This window comes from uncultured Tateyamaria sp. (assembly GCF_947494755.1).
Taxonomy (GTDB): Bacteria; Pseudomonadota; Alphaproteobacteria; order Rhodobacterales; family Rhodobacteraceae; genus Tateyamaria.
In genome coordinates, this window is record NZ_CANLVZ010000019.1 from 1 (window position 1) to 16,338 (window position 16,338).

A 16,338-nucleotide genomic window follows, 5' to 3' on the forward strand; every position below is an offset into this window, starting at 1 on the left:
ACTCCAGCCTCGCTGGCCTGACGCCATACGAATATGCTAACCGGTCAGAAGAGGACCAAAACCTGAACAGTGCTAACCTATAAACACGGACTCTCAGGGGAGCAGGTCAGGGGGCGTTCTGGCGGCAAATAAGTCTTTTGACACGCTGTGTCGGCCTCTCGGGCCCCACTTTCGTATCGCACATAGCCTATCCCGCTGGCCGCACCCAAAACTTTACCCATTTGCACGATGACAGCGTGGCCCGAAACACGACACGTCAGGTTGGCCCCGTCACGGATCGACCTGTAGGCCCCCGCGTCGTTCAGATTTTGCAACGCCGGGCCCTTGCGTCATTGGCGCAGTCACGTGTCTGTTTGGGTTCCGCGAAACCCGGTCGCAACCACGAATTTCTCTGAACTGTCGGACCGTGATGCCGGGGGTTTGACGTTTGCCACCTTGTCAAAACGCTGTTTCAGCAGTTTCTGCAAGCTGCCCTCGGCCCCGCCTGCGAGCACTTTGGCGACGAATGTGCCGCCATCTTCCAGCACGTCGAAGGCAAAATAGGCTGCCGCCTCGCACAGCGAAATAATCCGTAGGTGGTCGGTCTGTTTGTGCCCGGATGACGCAGCCGCCATGTCCGACATGACCACATCCGCCTTGCCACCGAGCCATTCCTTGACCTTGAGGTCGGCGTCATCTTCCATGAAATCAAGCTGGTGCAATTCGCAACCCGCGATGGGTTCCATTTCCTGCAAATCCACACCCAGAATGGTGCCGACCGCCTTGCCCGAGCGTTCGTTTAGCGCATTGACCCGCTTGACCGCCACCTGGCACCACCCGCCCGGCGCCGCGCCAAGGTCCACCACCCGTGCGCCGGGCACGAGAAAGCGGAACTTGTCGTCGAGCTCGAGGATCTTGTAGGCCGCGCGCCCGCGATAGCCCTCGGCCTGGGCGCGTTTCACATAAGGGTCGTTCAACTGGCGTTGCAGCCAGCGGGTCGAGGACAGCTTGCGCCCGCGCGCGCTCTTGACCTTGACCTTCAGCTCGCGCTGACCACGCCCGGAAGTGTTCTTGCCTGTCGGGGTCTTGCCCACGATGTGCCGCCTTTCGCATGTCAGGCACCCGCCCTACACCGGCGCGCGCACCGCTTCAAGTCAGACCGATTGTTCCTCAAGCACGCCGTCCACGCTCATCTGCGCATAAAGCAGCCCCTCGCGCAGGCCGCGATCTGCGACCGACAGCCGGTCCGTGGGCCAGCAGCGCATAAGCGCTTGCAGGATCGCCGCCCCCGACATGATCAACGCATGCCGGTCCGAGCCGATGCGGGGGTCAGCCCTTCGCCCGCCCGGCCCCATGCTGAGGTAGGAGCGGATCACCGCATCAATCTGCGGCGAGGTCATGCGCAACCCATCGACCTTTGTGCGGTCATAGCGTTTGAGCCCCAAATGGGACGCTGCAACGGTGGTCACGGTGCCGGAGGTACCGATGATCTGAAAGCCTTCTGTCAGTTCGGTGTCGTGATAGGGTGTGAAATCGGCGAGGTTCTCTTCGAAATACCAGCTCATCAGCGCAAAGCGGGCCGCGTCGTCCTCAACGTCGTTGAACTGTTCGCGCAAGGTGGCGACGCCGAGCGGCACGCTGATCCAATCCACGACGCGCGCCTCTGGAATGTCCGTCACCGCCTGCACGAACCCGGAATGCAGCCGCATGATCGCCTGTGGACGGTCGGGGCCCGGCACGTGGGACAGGTCAATCCAGACCAGTTCGGTCGAGCCCCCCCCGATATCCACCACCAACAGGTTCTCGGTCTTGGGGCTGACCAGCGGCGCGCAGGAGATCACGGCCAGCCGCGCCTCTTCCTCGGTTTCGATGATATCAAGGCGCAGGCCGGTTTCGCGGTGGACACGGTTGATGAATTCGCGGGCATTGGCTGCGCGTCGGCACGCTTCGGTCGCGACCAGCCGCATCCGCTTCACGTTGTGGCGTTTCAGCTTTTGCTGGCAGATCCGCAGGGCCTGCACCGTGCGCGTCATCGAGCCGCGCGACAGCATTCCCGAACGTTCAAGCCCCAGCCCCAACTGCACCGATTTCGAGAAACTGTCGACAACATGAAACCCCGCGCCTCGCGGCTCGGCGATCAACATACGACAACTGTTCGTGCCCAGATCCAGCGCGGCATAAAGCTCGGGCGATCCTGGGGCACGCGGCACGGGCTGGGACAGATGCGACCTGTCCCGCTTTTGTTGCGCGCCCGCACCATGGGGACGCTTTGGCGCCATCTTGATGCGCCTTTCATATCGAGTTGCCTTGACGATATGGGCTGCACGCAATCCGCGCAAGTGGGTTGCGATGTATTATGACATAGAGTGCGGATTTGGCTGATATTCTTTATGAACCCTTTGACGTTGAACGGGCTGGGCAATCGGCGTTACCCATGCCCCGCCGGTGTCCCTGCCCGGCCCCGCGTCGCAACCGTCTTCGCACTTGTCGAAAACAGCCCGCGTGGATGGGTGCACGGCTAGTATGGAGGGGCAACCGACCGAGGAGGAATCACATGCCTGACGTCACCATCGTTTACTGGCGCGATATCCCGGCCCAAGTGATTGTGGGCAAGGGCCGCCGTGGCTCGAAACGGCAATTGCCCGAACGGTTTGAGCAAGCCATTGACCGCGCCGCGATGAAGGTGAACGCCAAGGATGCGGACGCCTATCTGGCGGAATGGCGCAAGGCGGACCCCTACCCGATGGACGGCGAGCCCGATGCGGTCGCTGACGCCGAAGCCACCCGTCTGGATGCCGAATATGACACCGCGCGCATCAAGGCGCTGATCGACAACGAAGGCTGGGCCTGACCCACCCGCTCACTGCGAAAGGTGCCGCTATGGCGTTGCTGAATTTCAAGAAAGACGACGGCCCGGTGCCCGGCAGCCTGTCCCCCGAGGTCGAGGCGTTTCTGGACGGCTATTCCATCGAGGTGATGCCGCGCACGGCTGAAAAGGTCGAGGATTTCCGCGCCCTGCTGCCCGCTGGCACCCGCGTCTATATCGCCCATATCGAAGGCACGCCGATCGAGGATATGGTCGCCACCGCCAAGCGCCTGAACGCCGAGGGTTTTCCGGTGATGCCCCATTTCCCCGCCCGTATCATCAAGGACACCGCCACCCTCAAGGACTGGATCGCGCGCTATCAGGGTGAGGCGAATGTGGATCAGGCGCTGTTGCTGGCCGGTGGTGTCGATCAGCCCCATGGCGACTTTCACAGCTCCATGCAGTTGATGGAAACCGGGGCCTTTGAAGCGGCGGGTTTCAAGCACCTGCACGTTGCAGGCCATCCCGAGGGCAACCGCGATATCGATCCCACTGGCGGCACGGCCATGGTGGACGAGGCGCTGCGCTGGAAACAGGATTTCGCCAATCGCACCGACGCCAAGATGGCGATTGCCACCCAGTTCGCGTTTGAGGCGGCACCCATCATCGCTTGGGCTGACAGCCTCAAGGCGGCCGGGATCGACCTGCCCATCCATATCGGCATCGCTGGCCCGGCCAAGTTGCAGACCATGATCAAGTTCGCCATCGCCTGCGGTGTCGGCCCGTCCCTCAAAGTGCTGCAAAAGCGGGCCAAGGACGTGACCAAGCTCTTGCTGCCCTTCTCTCCTGCCGAAGTGATTTCGGATCTGGCCACCCATAAGGCCGCCAACCCGGATTTCAACATTACTCAGGTCCACTTCTTCCCCCTTGGCGGGATCAAGACCAACGCCCACTGGGCCATCGAAAACGGGGGCCGCGCCGCGGTCCCGGCCAACGCCTAAAAGGACTGCCCATTCATGGTACGCACCATCGTCGAATCCAAATCCAAGACGGCCGTGATCGGCTTTGACCAGCCCTTTGCCGTGATCGGAGAGCGGATCAATCCCACCGGACGCAAGGTTCTGAACGAAGAGCTCGAGCGCGGCGATTTCTCCCGTGTCGAAGCCGATGCAGTTGCCCAGGTCGCCGCCGGTGCCACGATCCTCGACATCAACTCAGGTGCCGTGTTCTCGAACAAGATGGCCGAAGATCCCCGCTATGCGGACAACAACTTCGTCGAGCCGACCCTGATGAAAGAACTTGTGGAGCGCGTGCAGGCCGTCACCGATTGCCCGCTCTGCATCGACAGCTCCGTGCCCGGTGCGCTTGAAAACGGGTTGGCCGCTGCGGAGGGCCGTCCGCTCCTGAATTCCGTCACCGGCGAGGAAGAACGGCTGGAGTTGGTCCTGCCGCTGGTCAAGAAATACAACGTCCCCGTTGTCGCCATCTCCAATGACGATACCGGCATTTCCGAAGACCCCGATGTGCGCTTTGCGGTCGCCAAGAAGATTGTGGAACGCGCTGCCGATTTCGGCATTCCAGCCCATGACATCGTGGTGGACCCGCTGGTGATGCCCATCGGCGCGATGGGCACGGCGGGCTTGCAAGTCTTTACCCTGGTGCGCCGTCTGCGCGAGGAATTGGGGGTCAACACGACCTGCGGGGCCTCGAACATCTCCTTCGGCCTGCCAAACAGGCACGGCATCAACAACGCCTTCCTGCCGATGGCCATGGGCGCGGGCATGACCTCTGCGATCATGAACCCCGTCGCCCTGCCCGTAGGTCCGACCAAGATTGCCGAAAAACGGGCCGAGATCGAAGCGGCCGGGATCATCCTGCCTGACGGCATGGACGATGAAACGCTGGTGCAGATGTTCGGTCTTGGCTCGACCAGACCGCGTGCGGGCAAGGAGATGGAAGCCATCCGCGCCGCCAATTTCCTGACCAACAATGACGAGGGCGGAGGCGAGTGGATCAAGTTCAACCGCATGCCTCCCAAGGCCGGTCAGGAAGGACGCGGACGGGCCGGTCGCAGCGGCGGACGCCGCCGCGGCTAAGTCACGGTTAGCTAAAATTTTTGGAACCCGCGTTTGGATCGAGCGCGGGTTTTTTTGTGCGCTTTACGTGGTCTTAACATAGCGTCCGCTACACCGACGACGACATGGTTGTTTGGCGAAAGGTCGGTCTGTTGAAACCCTATTTTGTGTGGGCGCGGGTGCCCTATGTCTGACTCGCTGGTGTTACCTGCCCGGCTGGATGTGGCGGGTGTGGGGGATGTTCATGCGCGTTTGCACGCTGTTCCTGCGGGCGCTGAACTCCGCGTCGACGCATCCAAAGTGACCCTGATGGGGGCGCTTGGCGCGCAACTGTTGCTCAGCGCCGGAAAAACGGCACGCAATGCGGGTGGAACTCTTGATCTGATCGATGTGTCCGAGCGTGCCGTGGAGCAATTGGCTGACATGGGGCTGACCCCGGAAATTCTGATGGAAGGTGCAACATGAACCTTGAAGTCCTGGCTGTGGATGACAGCCGCACGATGCGCGACATGATCCGCCTGGCGCTTGAGCCCGCAGGGTTTCGGGTTCACACGGCCGATGATGGCGTGCACGGCACCGAAGTGTTGGCCAATATCGCGCCCGATGTGATCATCACAGACATCAATATGCCGCGCATGGACGGATTTGGATTCATCGACGCGGTGCGGGATCAGACGGGGCACCGCACAACCCCCATCCTGGTCCTTACGACCGAAGCGGCCCCCGAATTGAAGATGCGCGCACGCGCGGCAGGGGCAACAGGCTGGATCGTGAAACCCTTTGATCCCTCCAAACTGGTCAAAGCCCTGCAAATGGTTGCTGGATAGGATCGTCACATGACCACGCCCGATCCCATGGCAGAAATTCGGGCCTCTTTCTTTGTCGAATGCGACGAATTGCTTGAGGCGATGCAGGACGGTCTGCAAGCCTTGGAAGACGGCACCGATGACGCTGAAACGATTCATGTGGTCTTTCGCGCGGTTCACTCGATCAAGGGCGGGGCCGGCGCGTTTGGGCTTGAGGCATTGGTGCGGTTTTCCCACCACTACGAGTCTGTGCTTGACCGGGTGCGCAGTGGTGAGCTCGCTGTCGATATCGATTTGCTCAAGCATTTCTTCCGCGCGGCAGATCACCTGTCAGACCTTGTCCGCGCAAACCGGGACGGCACCGAAATTCCATCCAGTGCGGGCGATGCCATTTTGGCGGAGATGGATGCGCATATCGGCGCGGGTGTGCCCCCGGATGAAGTCGAGCCGGAGATTGAGTTTCAGCCTCTGGGCTTGGCCCTCGATCTTGATCTGGACCTGCCAGCTCTGGACGATCTTCCGCCCGCACCGCAGTTCAAAATCTGCTTTGCCCCCGATGCAGAGATGTTTGAAACTGGGAATGATGTCTTTCCGATCCTGCGCTCGTTGGCGGCTTTGGGGACGTGTGATATTCAGTGCGATACGGCGCGGGTGCCTGCGCTGTCTGACATTGTGCCGGAGACCTCCTATCTGTCGTGGACGATCTTGCTGACAAGCGAGGTGGACGAGGCCGAAGTGGCCTCTGTCTTCGAATTCGTCGAAGGGCTGTGCAAGCTGAGCATTGAACGGCTCGCCGGTTCAGACACAACAGATAACCCCACACCGCCACCTGTTTCGGATCAGGTTTCCGAGCCGCTTCCTGAGCCCGAAACCGACAGTGCTGAACCGGAACAGGCCCCACAGCGCGCCACGCCTGCGGCAGCAAGATCAGTGGTGCGCGTGGATTTGGATCGGATCGAACGGCTCGTCAATCTGGTTGGTGAGTTGGTGATCAATCAGGCGATGCTGGCTCAAAGCCTGCAAGGCGCCGGGTTGTCCCCGCACTCGGACGCCATGAATGGGCTCGAGGAGTTTCAGCGTCTCACACGCGACATTCAGGACAGCGTGATGATGATCCGCGCGCAGCCGGTCAAACCACTGTTTCAACGGATGTCCCGGATCGTGCGCGAGGCGTCCGCCGCTGTGAACAAGGATGTGCGCCTGATCACGGACGGTGACGCGACCGAGGTCGACAAGACGGTGATCGAACGGCTTGCCGATCCGCTAACCCATATGATCCGCAACGCCGTTGATCACGGGCTGGAGCCGACGCATGAACGCGTCGCCAACGGTAAGGACGCGCAAGGGCGTGTGACACTCAGCGCCGCGCATCGCTCCGGCCGGGTGATCATCGAGGTCAGCGATGATGGGGGCGGTATCAACCGGCCCCGTGTCCTTCAAATAGCAATGGATAAAGGTCTGATACCGACCGACGCGACCCTGTCCGACAGCGAGATCGACAACCTTTTGTTCCTGCCTGGATTTTCGACGGCCGACACGGTGTCCGATCTCTCCGGACGAGGCGTTGGGATGGACGTCGTGCGCACTGCGATCCAATCGCTTGGCGGACGCATTTCAATAACCTCGACCCCCGGTCTGGGCACCAATTTTTCGATCTCGCTGCCCCTCACATTGGCCGTGTTGGACGGGATGGTCATCGAAGTGGCGGACGAAACGCTGGTCTTGCCGCTGAACGTGGTCGCGGAGACCGTGACACTGTCAGCGGAAACCCTCGACGCGATCCAGCCCGGGCTGGACGTGGTGCGGGTGCGGGATGGTTTGGTGCCGCTGTTCGATCTTGGCTACCTGCTTGGCTACCGCGCGCGCAAAGACAGTTATGTCGACGGCGTCGCGCTGCTGATCACCCATGATGATGGTTCTCTGGGCGCGCTTGTGGTGGACGAGATTCAGGATCAGCGCCAGGTGGTGATCAAAGGGTTGGACGATACACTGTATCGCGCGCCGGGCATCGCCGCGGCGACCATTCTTGGCGATGGACAGATCGCGCTGATCGTCGACCCGTCCGACATTATCGCCCGCGCCGGCGAGCCCCCGCACGCAAAATCTCAAAAGATAAGAATGGAGTCATAAGATGGAAGATTTGCAAACATCCCACCCCGTAGAACTCCTCACGTTTGAGTTGGGAGAACACGAATACGCCCTAGATATTATGTGTGTGCGCGAGATCCGGGGTTGGGCCAAGGCAACCCCCCTGCCCCACGCGCCCAGTTTCATGCGTGGTGTCATCAATCTGCGCGGTGCCGTCTTGCCCGTTATGGACCTGGGGGAACGGCTCGGGCTGCCAACCCGCCCGCATTGTGATCGCAACGTGATCATTGTGGTCAGTTTTGAGGAGACGATGACCGGGCTCTTGGTCGATGCGGTCTCCGACATCATTGCGCTGCCGCCAGATGCCTTGCAGCCGCCACCTGATGCGGCAAATTACGGCGCACAAACGGTCGTGAAGGCGCTGACCCTGATCGAAGATCGCATGATCCGCGTGCTCGACCTGAACAATATCGTCGTCCTTTCGCAAGGCGAGGCCGCTTGATGACGAGTGAGGTCGGGTACGCGCGACTGAGCGAGGCGACCTTTGATGCGATCGCCGCTCTGACCTACCGCGAAAGCGGGCTGAAGCTCGTGCCCGAAAAGATACTGATGGTGCAATCGAGACTGCGCCATCGGCTGCGCGCGTTGAATATTGGCGATTTTGACCATTACTGCGATCTCGTGAAATCAAGGCGCGGCGCGGACGAACGACGGTTCATGATTTCGGCGCTGACGACCAACGTGTCCCATTTCTTTCGGGAACCGCATCATTTTGACCTCTTGGCAAAACAGCTGGCGTCAAAGCTGAGGAATAGCCCCGATAGCGATCAGCGGATCCGCATTTGGTCAGCAGGATGTTCGAATGGCCAGGAACCCTATTCGATCGCAATGCACTTGCTTTGTGTCGAGCCGCGCCTTGCAGACATGGATTTCAAGATATTGGCAACGGACATCGACCCCAATGTCATCGGGTTTGCGCGCCGGGGACAATACAGCGCCCGACAATCTGCCGAAATTCCCGATGAGGTCCGAGGGCGTTTTCTGGCACCGCACAAGAAGGGTTCGGCGGCGATCCATATTCCCGACGAAGTAAAGGCCCGCGTGGTATTTCACGAACTCAATCTGTTGACCCAATGGCCGATGAAACATGCCTTCGACGCGATTTTCTGTCGAAATGTCGTCATCTATTTCGATATCGAAACACAGTGCCGCCTGTGGCCCCGATTTGAGCGTGCGCTGAAACCCGATGGTCAATTCTTCTTGGGTCATTCCGAGCGCATTACCGATGCCGCCACATATGGGTTCAAATCAATAGGTCCCACCGCCTACGCCAAGACCGGTACCGGCATATGAATCTTAGATTGGAAGAATAGTCATGGCCCTTCGAGATCAAATTCGCATCATGGTGGTGGATGATATGTCCACCAGTCGTGGCATCATCACGCAAAGCCTTGATGGCATGGGCATTCGCCACATCTCGACAGCCGAGGACGGTGCGGATGCCTTGCGCACCTTCGCAGCCTACCCGGTGCACTTGATCATTTCCGATTACAACATGCCAAATATGGATGGTTTGAAGCTGCTGCATCATTTGCGCAGTGGTCCGAGGACCAAAGGTGTGGGATTTATTTTGATCACCGGGCGGGCCGAGCAGCAGATCATTGATTACGGTCAGAAACTGGGGATGAACAACTATCTGAAAAAACCATTCCAGCCGGCCGACTTGCGCAAGTGTATTGAGACCGTTGTGGGTCCGCTTTGATGTCTGCGCGATCCGCCGATCATGGGCGCGACAGCACCACCCTGACGAACATGGCGGCCCACCTGAATGTATTGGCCGCGAACGTTGCTGAAATCGAAAATGTCCTCGTTGCGGCGGTACAAAATACCTCGCTCGAAACGCCAGACATCGTCCATTTGCAAAAATTTGATGCGATTGGTCAGTCGCTCAGGGATTTGTCACGGCTTGCAACGGCTTTGGCCGCAACGGGACCCGGCCGCGAGACAGCGCTGAGCGCCGTGATTTTGGAAAGTACGCGCCTGCTGATTGATACGCCCGCGGCCACATCTCAGCCCAATTCCGGTGCTGTCGATCTGTTTTGAGATTGATCGACATCTCACCGCACCTGGCACACTGGCTCCACCCGAGTGTTGGGCTAAAATAGCTCCAATCCAGAGGGTGGCGGATGCGGGGGCTTAACCTCGACTTCATGCATCCGGGTGTTGGTCAGTTTTTGCATCACCCGCCCGGTGGTCGGCCAAAAGCGCAGGCTGCGCGCTTGCGTGCCCCCCAGGGACTGCGTCACCAACGGGATCCGCTCTTGCGACAGATAGGAGACAGAAAATTCAGCATTTTCGGCACCGATGTCAGACAGACCCGATATCATCCGGGCACCGCCAAAGACTTTGGCTTTCAACCGATCACGCCGCGCCCCAAGCTTGATCAGATCGTTGATCAAAACCTCCATTGCGTTTATCCCCGACAGCGTGCGCGCAGTGCTGCCACCGGTCCCATTGGCCAGCAATATATGGTTCATCCCTCCAACCCTGACCGCGGTGTCCCACAAGCAGCACGCCACGCATGACCCGAGCAGCGTGGCGATCACAAGGTGATCAGTGACCCCGGTCGCATGCTCACCTTGGGCGATATATATGCGATGTTCCGAGGTCATAAGGTCGCCTGACCCGCGCGTTTGCCCTGCATCCGCGACAGGATTTCGGCACCGATGGTGTCGATATCGGCCTCGGCCTCTGATGCGTCCAGCGCGAGCGCGGCCCCGGGCATGCCGTAGATGACGCAGCTGTTTTGGGATTGGCCCATTGTGCGCGCGCCATTGCGACGCAGCGCCAACATGCCCTTGGCGCCATCACTGCCGAGCCCGGTCAACAGCAGAGCGCCCACCTGAGGCGCCCATGTCGTTGAGGATGCGAAAAGAACGTCGATAGATGGGCAAAATCTATGCGCGTTGTCCCGCGCAATTTCCTGGATGTGCCAGGCGTTGCTGTGCCATGTGACACATGTCTGAACGTCAAAGGACGGCGCGATGCGGATGTCGCCCGGTGCCAGCTGCATGCGACTGCGTGTGAAATCAACGCGGTGCGGTCCAAGCCGGTCAAGCCGTCGCACGAAACTCTCGAGAAAGCTTTGCGGCATATGCTGAGCGATCACGATGGGGGGGATGTCATCGGGCAGCCGCGCAAGCAGCCGCTCGATCGCGGTGACCCCGCCGGTCGATGCACCGATCAACAGGATCTTGTTATGATATGCGCTCTGATCTGCGTCATGTCCGTTTTGGGCATGACCGTGCGCGGCTGCAAAAACGCTGTCACACAGAGCCGCCATAGACTCTGGTGTCGGCAGCGTCGGTTTTGGCACGCAAGCCACAGCCCCTATCGCCAATGCGCGCCTGACCAATGCACTGTCGGGACTGACGGCTGAGGCCAACATAACCACCGGCATGGGCCGCAGTCTCATCAGGTGTGCCAGAAATTCGATACCGTTCATGCCCGGCATCTCGATGTCCAGGGTCAGCACATCCGGGTTTGTCGCCTTGATGACGGCGCGCGCCTCGGTCGCTGAGCCAGCAACACCGACAAGGTCCAACCGTGGATCCTTGGACAGAACGCTGCGCAACCAGCGTTGCATCGTGACTGAATCGTCCACGACGACCACGCGCACAGGTGCCTGATCAGAACCCCGCAGCCCCATCAGACAAAGCGCAAGCGCACGGCATATGCCGTGCACGACTGCATCTGTTTGCTTGCCCGATTACGTGGCCACACCATCAACTTTGCCTGCGAAAGCCCTGTTTCCCCAAGGCACTCTATCGCTGCAAGTGTGAAGGCTACCTTAATCGCAGGGGCCAACCGCGCATAGGGGAGCGGTTGACCCTGATTGTCAGGCCCCGACGGCTTTCATAAACCGATCCTTGATCACGACCGGGTCCATGGTGATCACCGGCAGTTTGATGTTGCCGCTGTCGCATTTCACCACAATCACCGTCATCTTCTTGCTGTCGATCGCCGCCTGCAGCACCTCACCTGTGTCCACATCCTGACACGTCACCACATTCTCGCACCCACAGGCCGCCGCGACCGCTTCGAGCTTGGTCTTTTTGCCCGCATAGGTCGGCTGATCCCCCGTCGAGCCGTAAGAGCCATTGTCGATGATCATCAGGATGTAATTGTCGGCCACGTTGTTGGCGATGGTCGGCAAGGTCCCCAGATTGGTCAGAACCGAACCATCCCCGTCAATGGAAATCACCGTCTTATCCTGGGCCAGCGCCAGCCCCAGACCGATGGAGGACGACAGGCCCATCGTTCCGAGCATGTAGAAATTCGTGGGTTGATCGTCGATCATGTGCAGCTCCTGGCTGGGCAGACCGATATTGCACACGACCAGATGGTCACGCAGGATGGGCGCGATTTCGCGCAGGATTTCAGAACGGATCATTGGTCGCCATAGCCTCCCCAAAAGTTGGCATCCGTCAGGATCGCCACGGGTTTGTTGCACATGAAGGTGTATTTCAGGATCATATCCAGCTCGTCCACATCGGACTGTTTGTGGAAGTGATAGGTGGGGATGTTCATCTGGGCCAGAAGCGCCTTGGTGTGCACGGCCATTTCGACCTGACAGGCGACGGGTTCGCGCAGCTCGCCGCGGTAGGAAATCAGCATGGGAAGCGGCATCCGGTAGTACTGGATCAGCGTGGCCAGGGTGTTGATGGTGACCCCGATGGCGGTGTTCTGCATGATGATGGCCGGGCGTTTGCCGCCCATCCAGGCACCGGCACACAGGCCCATGCCCTCGTCTTCCTTGTTGGAGGGGATATGGAAAATCTCGTCCCGCGCCTCGATCTCGTCAATGACCCCGGCCAGTTGCTTGCACGGCACGGTCGTCACAAACGAGACGCCATTGGCTACCAGATCGTCCGTGATCTTCTTGTCTATGTTCATGATTTTTCGAAACCTTCCTTGGATTTGAGATGCGACATCTTTACTGCGATGCGCGTTGTACATGGACGGCGCAACCGGCTTGGCGCACCACGCGAGAGGCGGTCGAGCCGAGGAAACAATCGGACAGCCCCGGTTTGTGAGAGCCGATCAAGATGCCGTCGATGTCGTTGGCATTTGCATAATCGATCATGGTCCGGGCCGAGTGCCCCTTGACCATGCAGGGTGTGACGCCCGCTTGATCCGCCAGCTTTTCGGCAAGGTCGGTGCGCACCTTTTCAAACCCGGTCGCCACTGTTGCTTCGTCCAGATAGGCGCTGACAGAGCCTTGCGGGGCCTCGTGAACGTGCAAGGCGATGATCTCGGCCCCACTGCCGCGCAGGGCGTTCTCAATCTCGAGCGTGTGGATCGACACGCCATGATCCAGCGCCATTGGAACGAGGATTTTAGTGTACATGACCTGTCTCCAATTCCGTCGCTGTTTGTGTCATGCCCACGGATCCAGAACGATCTTGGGCGCAGCAACGGTGCCTGCCCGCAGGTCGGCAAAGGCTTGCGGCGCTGCGTCAAGGCTGCGCTGTTCGATCCAGTCGAGCGGGCCGAGCGCGCCATCAAAGATCGCGCTGCAGGTATCGCGGAAATCCCGCGGCGTGTAGGTATACGTGCCGATGAACGTGATTTCCTGCAAGGTCATGCGGCGAATATCGAGACCGCCCATGTCCTCGCCCAGACCGATATGCACGATGACGCCGCCCGGGGCGCAGCGCGCAGAGGCTAGCGACCGCGTCGCTGCATAACCCACCGCATCGATGACCATGGCATATGTACCGTCGCTTTGTGCAACGGCGCGCTGGTCGCACTGGTCTGTCAGGAAGGCGCGGCGCACCTCGTTGGGTTCGGCGATCGTAACATCCTCGATGCCTTGCGCCCTCAGCGCAAGCGCAGCGGCCAACCCGATGGCCCCGCCCCCGATCACCAGCGCATTTGCACCAAGCGCATGGTCCAGCGTTTCGAGCCCCAGTCGCACCGAATGCCAACTGACGGCAAGCGGTTCGGCCAGCGCCGCCTTTTCCAGCGGCACATGATCGGGCACCACGACAAGGTTGTCATCCGCCATCGCCACATATTGCGCAAAGGCCCCTTCGCGCGGCGGCATGGAGATGATCAGACGCTCCGGGCACAAGTTTGAGCGCTCCGCGCGGCAAGCCGGGCAAGTGCCGCAACTGACCAGCGGATTGATCGTGACGCGGGTGCCGTCCCGGTGCCCGCCCTCAATGATACCCGCCGCTTCGTGGCCAAGGATCAGCGGCGCGGGGCGGCGCGCGTCATGGCCCAGATAGGCATGCATGTCCGACCCGCAAATCCCCGAGGCCGTGATGCGGACCAAGGACTGCCCGGGCCCGACTTCGGGGTTTGGCACGTCGCGGACGTGCAGCGTTTCGACCCCTTCATAGACCAATGCTCTCATTTCGCCGTGAACCCTCCGTCAACCATCAGCGTCTGACCGGTAACATAGCCAGACGCATCCGAGCACAAGAACAGCATTGGGCCGTCTATATCTTCAAGCCGCCCGTTGCGTCCCATGCAGGTTTGGGCTGCATTGCGCTTGGCCCGTTCTGGATCCGAAAACACCGCTTGGGTCAATTCGGTTGGGAAAAAGCCAGGGCCGATGGCGTTGGCGGTGATCCCGTGGGGTGACCATGCTTCGGCCATGGCGCGGGTCAACTGAGCGATACCGGCCTTGGTCGTGCCATAGGCAATCCCGCCCGGAAAGGCGCGGGTTGTCTGCAGCGAGGCAAAATTCACGATGCGCCCCCACCCCTTGGCTTTCATCGCGGGCACGAGGGCCTGGGTCAGGAAAAACGGGGCCGAGATGTTGAGAGCCAGCGTTTGGTCCCACCCCTCGGATGTCACCTCATCCGCAGTCTGGCGTGTATTGATGCCCGCCGCATGCACGATGATGTCAGGGCTGCCGAAGGGTGCAGCGATGGCTGATACGACCTCGGTCACCGCATCGCGCAAGGCAACATCCGCCACAACCGCCGCTGCGTTTGCGCCAATCTCGGCCGTCAACGCGTCCAGATCATCCGTCCGCCGGGCCACGCCTACAACTTGCGCCCCGGCTGCGGCCAAGGCCACTGCCGCACGTCGCCCGAGGCCGGAGCTGGCCCCGGTGACACAGGCTACACGGCCCGTCAGGTCAAAGAGATCACGTGGGTCAGCCATCAGCGGACAGGTCGAAATTCTCACCGGGGAAATATTTGGCCAACCGCACATCAGCGGCACGCGCATGCCCTTCCATCCCCTCGAGCCGCGAGATGCGCGCGGTGGCTTCTGCCACGGGTTTTGACCCTTCGCGCGTGGCGCGCTGCCATGTGACGATCTTCATGTACTTGTGCACGGACAGCCCACCGGTATAGCCCGCCGCCCCCGAGGTCGGCAGCACGTGGTTGGTGCCCGACGCCTTGTCGCCATAGGACACGGTCGTTTCCTCGCCCAGGAACAGCGAGCCATAGCAAGTCAGCCGGTCCAGCCACCACTCCAGATCATCGGCCTGCACGGTGAGGTGTTCGGGGGCGTATTCGTCCGAGCAGGCGGCCATCTCTTCGCGGTCCGCACAGACGATCACCTCCGCATAGTCGCGCCATGCGGCAAAGGCGTTTTCGCGGTTCAAGTCCGGCAGATCGTCGATCAGTCCCGGCACCAGCCCCATGACCGTTTCGGCCAGCGCCTGATCATCCGTGACCAGCCAGACGGGCGAGTTGTAGCCGTGTTCGGCCTGCGAGACCAAATCCGTCGCCACGATCAGCGGATCGGCAGTCTTGTCCGCCAGAACAAGACTGTCGGTAGGTCCGGCAATCATGTCGATGCCGACGCGACCGAACAGGATACGCTTGGCTTCGGCCACGAACTGGTTGCCAGGCCCCACCAGAATATTCGCCTTGGGCAGTCCGAACAGACCAAAGGTCATCGCCGCAACACCCTGTACACCGCCCATCGCGAGGATCTTGTCCGCCCCGCAGATATGGGCTGCATAGACGATGGCCGGGGCCACACCGACGCCCGGGCGCGGGGGCGAACATGCTGCGATATGCTTGCAACCCGCCACCTTGGCCGTCGTCACGGTCATGATGGCCGACGCGATATGGCTGTAGCGCCCACCGGGCACGTAGCACCCTGCCGCATCCACCGGGATCGCCTTTTGACCAGCCATCAGGCCCGGCACGACCTCTACCTCGAAATTGGCGACAGTGCTTTTCTGGGCTTCGGCAAAGGTGCGCACATTCTGGTGGGCAAACTGGATATCGGCCTTGAGCTTGTCTGACACCTGCGCGCAGGCGGCCTCGATCTCGGCGGCACTCAGCACCACATTGCCCTCATAGCGATCAAACTTCGCCGCATAATCGAGTGCTGCGGCATCACCGCCCTTTTCGATATCCGAAAGAATGCCGGTGACAATCTCGCTCACGTCGGACGCGCCGGATTGGGCGGTGAGGGTTGCTTTCTTGAGGTATTGGCGTGCCATAAATGATCAAATCCCTAAACTGTACGGGGGCATAGGCCGAACCGGCCCCATGCGTTGACCTTAGGTACGCGCGCGGGCGTGCTGCGCGCAAGCGGCATGCGGCGT

The 16,338-nt window shown here is 60.5% G+C and carries 20 protein-coding genes; 10 read left to right on the plus strand and 10 right to left on the minus strand.

The features are described from left to right. Nucleotides 1–341: 341 nt before the first annotated feature. Nucleotides 342–1,073: an RlmE family RNA methyltransferase gene (locus tag Q0908_RS18150; protein WP_299287957.1), complete on the minus strand. Its 732-nt coding sequence runs from the start codon at nucleotides 1,071–1,073 to the stop codon at nucleotides 342–344. A 60-nt stretch (nucleotides 1,074–1,133) separates the two neighbouring features. After that, nucleotides 1,134–2,258: a Ppx/GppA phosphatase family protein gene (locus Q0908_RS18155; protein WP_299287960.1), complete on the minus strand. Its 1,125-nt coding sequence runs from the start codon at nucleotides 2,256–2,258 to the stop codon at nucleotides 1,134–1,136. A 275-nt stretch (nucleotides 2,259–2,533) separates the two neighbouring features. Between Q0908_RS18155 and Q0908_RS18160 the strand changes: the two genes are divergently transcribed. The 10 genes from Q0908_RS18160 (at nucleotide 2,534) to Q0908_RS18205 (ending at nucleotide 9,857) form a co-directional block, all read left to right on the plus strand. Further along, nucleotides 2,534–2,830, plus strand: coding sequence for a virulence factor (locus Q0908_RS18160; RefSeq protein WP_299287963.1), 297 nt, complete (start codon nucleotides 2,534–2,536; stop codon nucleotides 2,828–2,830). A gap of 29 nt (nucleotides 2,831–2,859) precedes the next feature. Further along, nucleotides 2,860–3,786, plus strand: coding sequence for a methylenetetrahydrofolate reductase (locus Q0908_RS18165; protein ID WP_299287966.1), 927 nt, complete (start codon nucleotides 2,860–2,862; stop codon nucleotides 3,784–3,786). A 15-nt stretch (nucleotides 3,787–3,801) separates the two neighbouring features. Further along, a complete protein-coding gene (locus Q0908_RS18170; protein ID WP_299287969.1) occupies nucleotides 3,802–4,881 on the plus strand; it encodes a methyltetrahydrofolate cobalamin methyltransferase in 1,080 nt (359 codons plus the stop codon). 165 nt (nucleotides 4,882–5,046) lie between these two features. After that, nucleotides 5,047–5,325: an STAS domain-containing protein gene (locus Q0908_RS18175; protein ID WP_299287972.1), complete on the plus strand. Its 279-nt coding sequence runs from the start codon at nucleotides 5,047–5,049 to the stop codon at nucleotides 5,323–5,325. Then, entirely contained in the window at nucleotides 5,322–5,687 is a 366-nt protein-coding gene (locus Q0908_RS18180) for a response regulator (protein WP_299287975.1), read from the plus strand. The genes Q0908_RS18175 and Q0908_RS18180 overlap by 4 nt, the downstream gene beginning before the upstream one ends. 9 nt (nucleotides 5,688–5,696) lie before the next feature. Then, the gene (locus Q0908_RS18185) at nucleotides 5,697–7,796 is read left to right on the plus strand and encodes a chemotaxis protein CheA (RefSeq protein WP_299287978.1); all 2,100 of its coding nucleotides are present in this window, start codon (nucleotides 5,697–5,699) and stop codon (nucleotides 7,794–7,796) included. A gap of 1 nt (nucleotide 7,797) precedes the next feature. Continuing rightward, the gene (locus Q0908_RS18190) at nucleotides 7,798–8,256 is read left to right on the plus strand and encodes a chemotaxis protein CheW (protein ID WP_299287981.1); all 459 of its coding nucleotides are present in this window, start codon (nucleotides 7,798–7,800) and stop codon (nucleotides 8,254–8,256) included. Next, nucleotides 8,256–9,107, plus strand: a complete 852-nt coding sequence (locus tag Q0908_RS18195; protein WP_299287984.1) for a CheR family methyltransferase — start codon at nucleotides 8,256–8,258, stop codon at nucleotides 9,105–9,107. Before Q0908_RS18190 ends, Q0908_RS18195 begins: the two co-directional genes overlap by 1 nt. Nucleotides 9,108–9,129: 22 nt before the next feature. Further along, a complete protein-coding gene (locus Q0908_RS18200; RefSeq protein WP_299287987.1) occupies nucleotides 9,130–9,516 on the plus strand; it encodes a response regulator in 387 nt (128 codons plus the stop codon). Nucleotides 9,517–9,566: 50 nt separating this feature from the next. Beyond that, nucleotides 9,567–9,857, plus strand: coding sequence for a hypothetical protein (locus Q0908_RS18205; RefSeq protein WP_299287990.1), 291 nt, complete (start codon nucleotides 9,567–9,569; stop codon nucleotides 9,855–9,857). Between the two features lie 53 nt (nucleotides 9,858–9,910). Here Q0908_RS18205 and Q0908_RS18210 read toward each other — a convergent pair whose 3' ends face one another. The 8 genes from Q0908_RS18210 to hisD form a co-directional block, all read right to left on the minus strand. Then, a complete protein-coding gene (locus Q0908_RS18210) occupies nucleotides 9,911–10,291 on the minus strand; it encodes a chemotaxis protein CheD (RefSeq protein WP_299287993.1) in 381 nt (126 codons plus the stop codon). Nucleotides 10,292–10,422: 131 nt separating this feature from the next. Beyond that, nucleotides 10,423–11,499: a chemotaxis protein CheB gene (locus tag Q0908_RS18215; RefSeq protein WP_299287996.1), complete on the minus strand. Its 1,077-nt coding sequence runs from the start codon at nucleotides 11,497–11,499 to the stop codon at nucleotides 10,423–10,425. A gap of 153 nt (nucleotides 11,500–11,652) precedes the next feature. Further along, nucleotides 11,653–12,207 carry a sulfopyruvate decarboxylase subunit beta gene (comE, locus tag Q0908_RS18220; RefSeq protein ID WP_299288000.1) on the minus strand — a complete coding sequence of 185 codons (555 nt, stop codon included), beginning with the start codon at nucleotides 12,205–12,207 and terminating at the stop codon, nucleotides 11,653–11,655. Next, the gene (gene comD, locus Q0908_RS18225; RefSeq protein WP_299288003.1) at nucleotides 12,204–12,710 is read right to left on the minus strand and encodes a sulfopyruvate decarboxylase subunit alpha; all 507 of its coding nucleotides are present in this window, start codon (nucleotides 12,708–12,710) and stop codon (nucleotides 12,204–12,206) included. Before comD ends, comE begins: the two co-directional genes overlap by 4 nt. 40 nt (nucleotides 12,711–12,750) lie before the next feature. Next, complete coding sequence (locus tag Q0908_RS18230) at nucleotides 12,751–13,164, minus strand: universal stress protein (RefSeq protein WP_299288006.1); 414 nt, start codon at nucleotides 13,162–13,164, stop codon at nucleotides 12,751–12,753. Between the two features lie 30 nt (nucleotides 13,165–13,194). Then, a complete protein-coding gene (locus Q0908_RS18235; RefSeq protein WP_299288008.1) occupies nucleotides 13,195–14,175 on the minus strand; it encodes an alcohol dehydrogenase catalytic domain-containing protein in 981 nt (326 codons plus the stop codon). Then, complete coding sequence (locus Q0908_RS18240) at nucleotides 14,172–14,933, minus strand: SDR family oxidoreductase (protein ID WP_299288010.1); 762 nt, start codon at nucleotides 14,931–14,933, stop codon at nucleotides 14,172–14,174. Before Q0908_RS18240 ends, Q0908_RS18235 begins: the two co-directional genes overlap by 4 nt. Further along, entirely contained in the window at nucleotides 14,926–16,233 is a 1,308-nt protein-coding gene (hisD, locus tag Q0908_RS18245) for a histidinol dehydrogenase (protein WP_299288012.1), read from the minus strand. The genes Q0908_RS18240 and hisD overlap by 8 nt, the downstream gene beginning before the upstream one ends. Between the last annotated feature and the right edge of the window lie 105 nt (nucleotides 16,234–16,338).

Coding starts and splice junctions, on each gene's coding strand:
- Q0908_RS18155 (WP_299287960.1), bottom strand. CDS start 2,258: ATGGCGCCAAAGCGTCCCCATGGTGCGGGCGCGCAACAAAAGCGGGAC.
- Q0908_RS18160 (WP_299287963.1), top strand. CDS start 2,534: ATGCCTGACGTCACCATCGTTTACTGGCGCGATATCCCGGCCCAAGTG.
- Q0908_RS18165 (WP_299287966.1), top strand. CDS start 2,860: ATGGCGTTGCTGAATTTCAAGAAAGACGACGGCCCGGTGCCCGGCAGC.
- Q0908_RS18170 (WP_299287969.1), top strand. CDS start 3,802: ATGGTACGCACCATCGTCGAATCCAAATCCAAGACGGCCGTGATCGGC.
- Q0908_RS18175 (WP_299287972.1), top strand. CDS start 5,047: ATGTCTGACTCGCTGGTGTTACCTGCCCGGCTGGATGTGGCGGGTGTG.
- Q0908_RS18180 (WP_299287975.1), top strand. CDS start 5,322: ATGAACCTTGAAGTCCTGGCTGTGGATGACAGCCGCACGATGCGCGAC.
- Q0908_RS18185 (WP_299287978.1), top strand. CDS start 5,697: ATGACCACGCCCGATCCCATGGCAGAAATTCGGGCCTCTTTCTTTGTC.
- Q0908_RS18190 (WP_299287981.1), top strand. CDS start 7,798: ATGGAAGATTTGCAAACATCCCACCCCGTAGAACTCCTCACGTTTGAG.
- Q0908_RS18195 (WP_299287984.1), top strand. CDS start 8,256: ATGACGAGTGAGGTCGGGTACGCGCGACTGAGCGAGGCGACCTTTGAT.
- Q0908_RS18200 (WP_299287987.1), top strand. CDS start 9,130: ATGGCCCTTCGAGATCAAATTCGCATCATGGTGGTGGATGATATGTCC.
- Q0908_RS18205 (WP_299287990.1), top strand. CDS start 9,567: ATGGCGGCCCACCTGAATGTATTGGCCGCGAACGTTGCTGAAATCGAA.
- Q0908_RS18210 (WP_299287993.1), bottom strand. CDS start 10,291: ATGAACCATATATTGCTGGCCAATGGGACCGGTGGCAGCACTGCGCGC.
- comE (WP_299288000.1), bottom strand. CDS start 12,207: ATGATCCGTTCTGAAATCCTGCGCGAAATCGCGCCCATCCTGCGTGAC.
- comD (WP_299288003.1), bottom strand. CDS start 12,710: ATGAACATAGACAAGAAGATCACGGACGATCTGGTAGCCAATGGCGTC.
- Q0908_RS18230 (WP_299288006.1), bottom strand. CDS start 13,164: ATGTACACTAAAATCCTCGTTCCAATGGCGCTGGATCATGGCGTGTCG.
- Q0908_RS18235 (WP_299288008.1), bottom strand. CDS start 14,175: ATGAGAGCATTGGTCTATGAAGGGGTCGAAACGCTGCACGTCCGCGAC.
- Q0908_RS18240 (WP_299288010.1), bottom strand. CDS start 14,933: ATGGCTGACCCACGTGATCTCTTTGACCTGACGGGCCGTGTAGCCTGT.
- hisD (WP_299288012.1), bottom strand. CDS start 16,233: ATGGCACGCCAATACCTCAAGAAAGCAACCCTCACCGCCCAATCCGGC.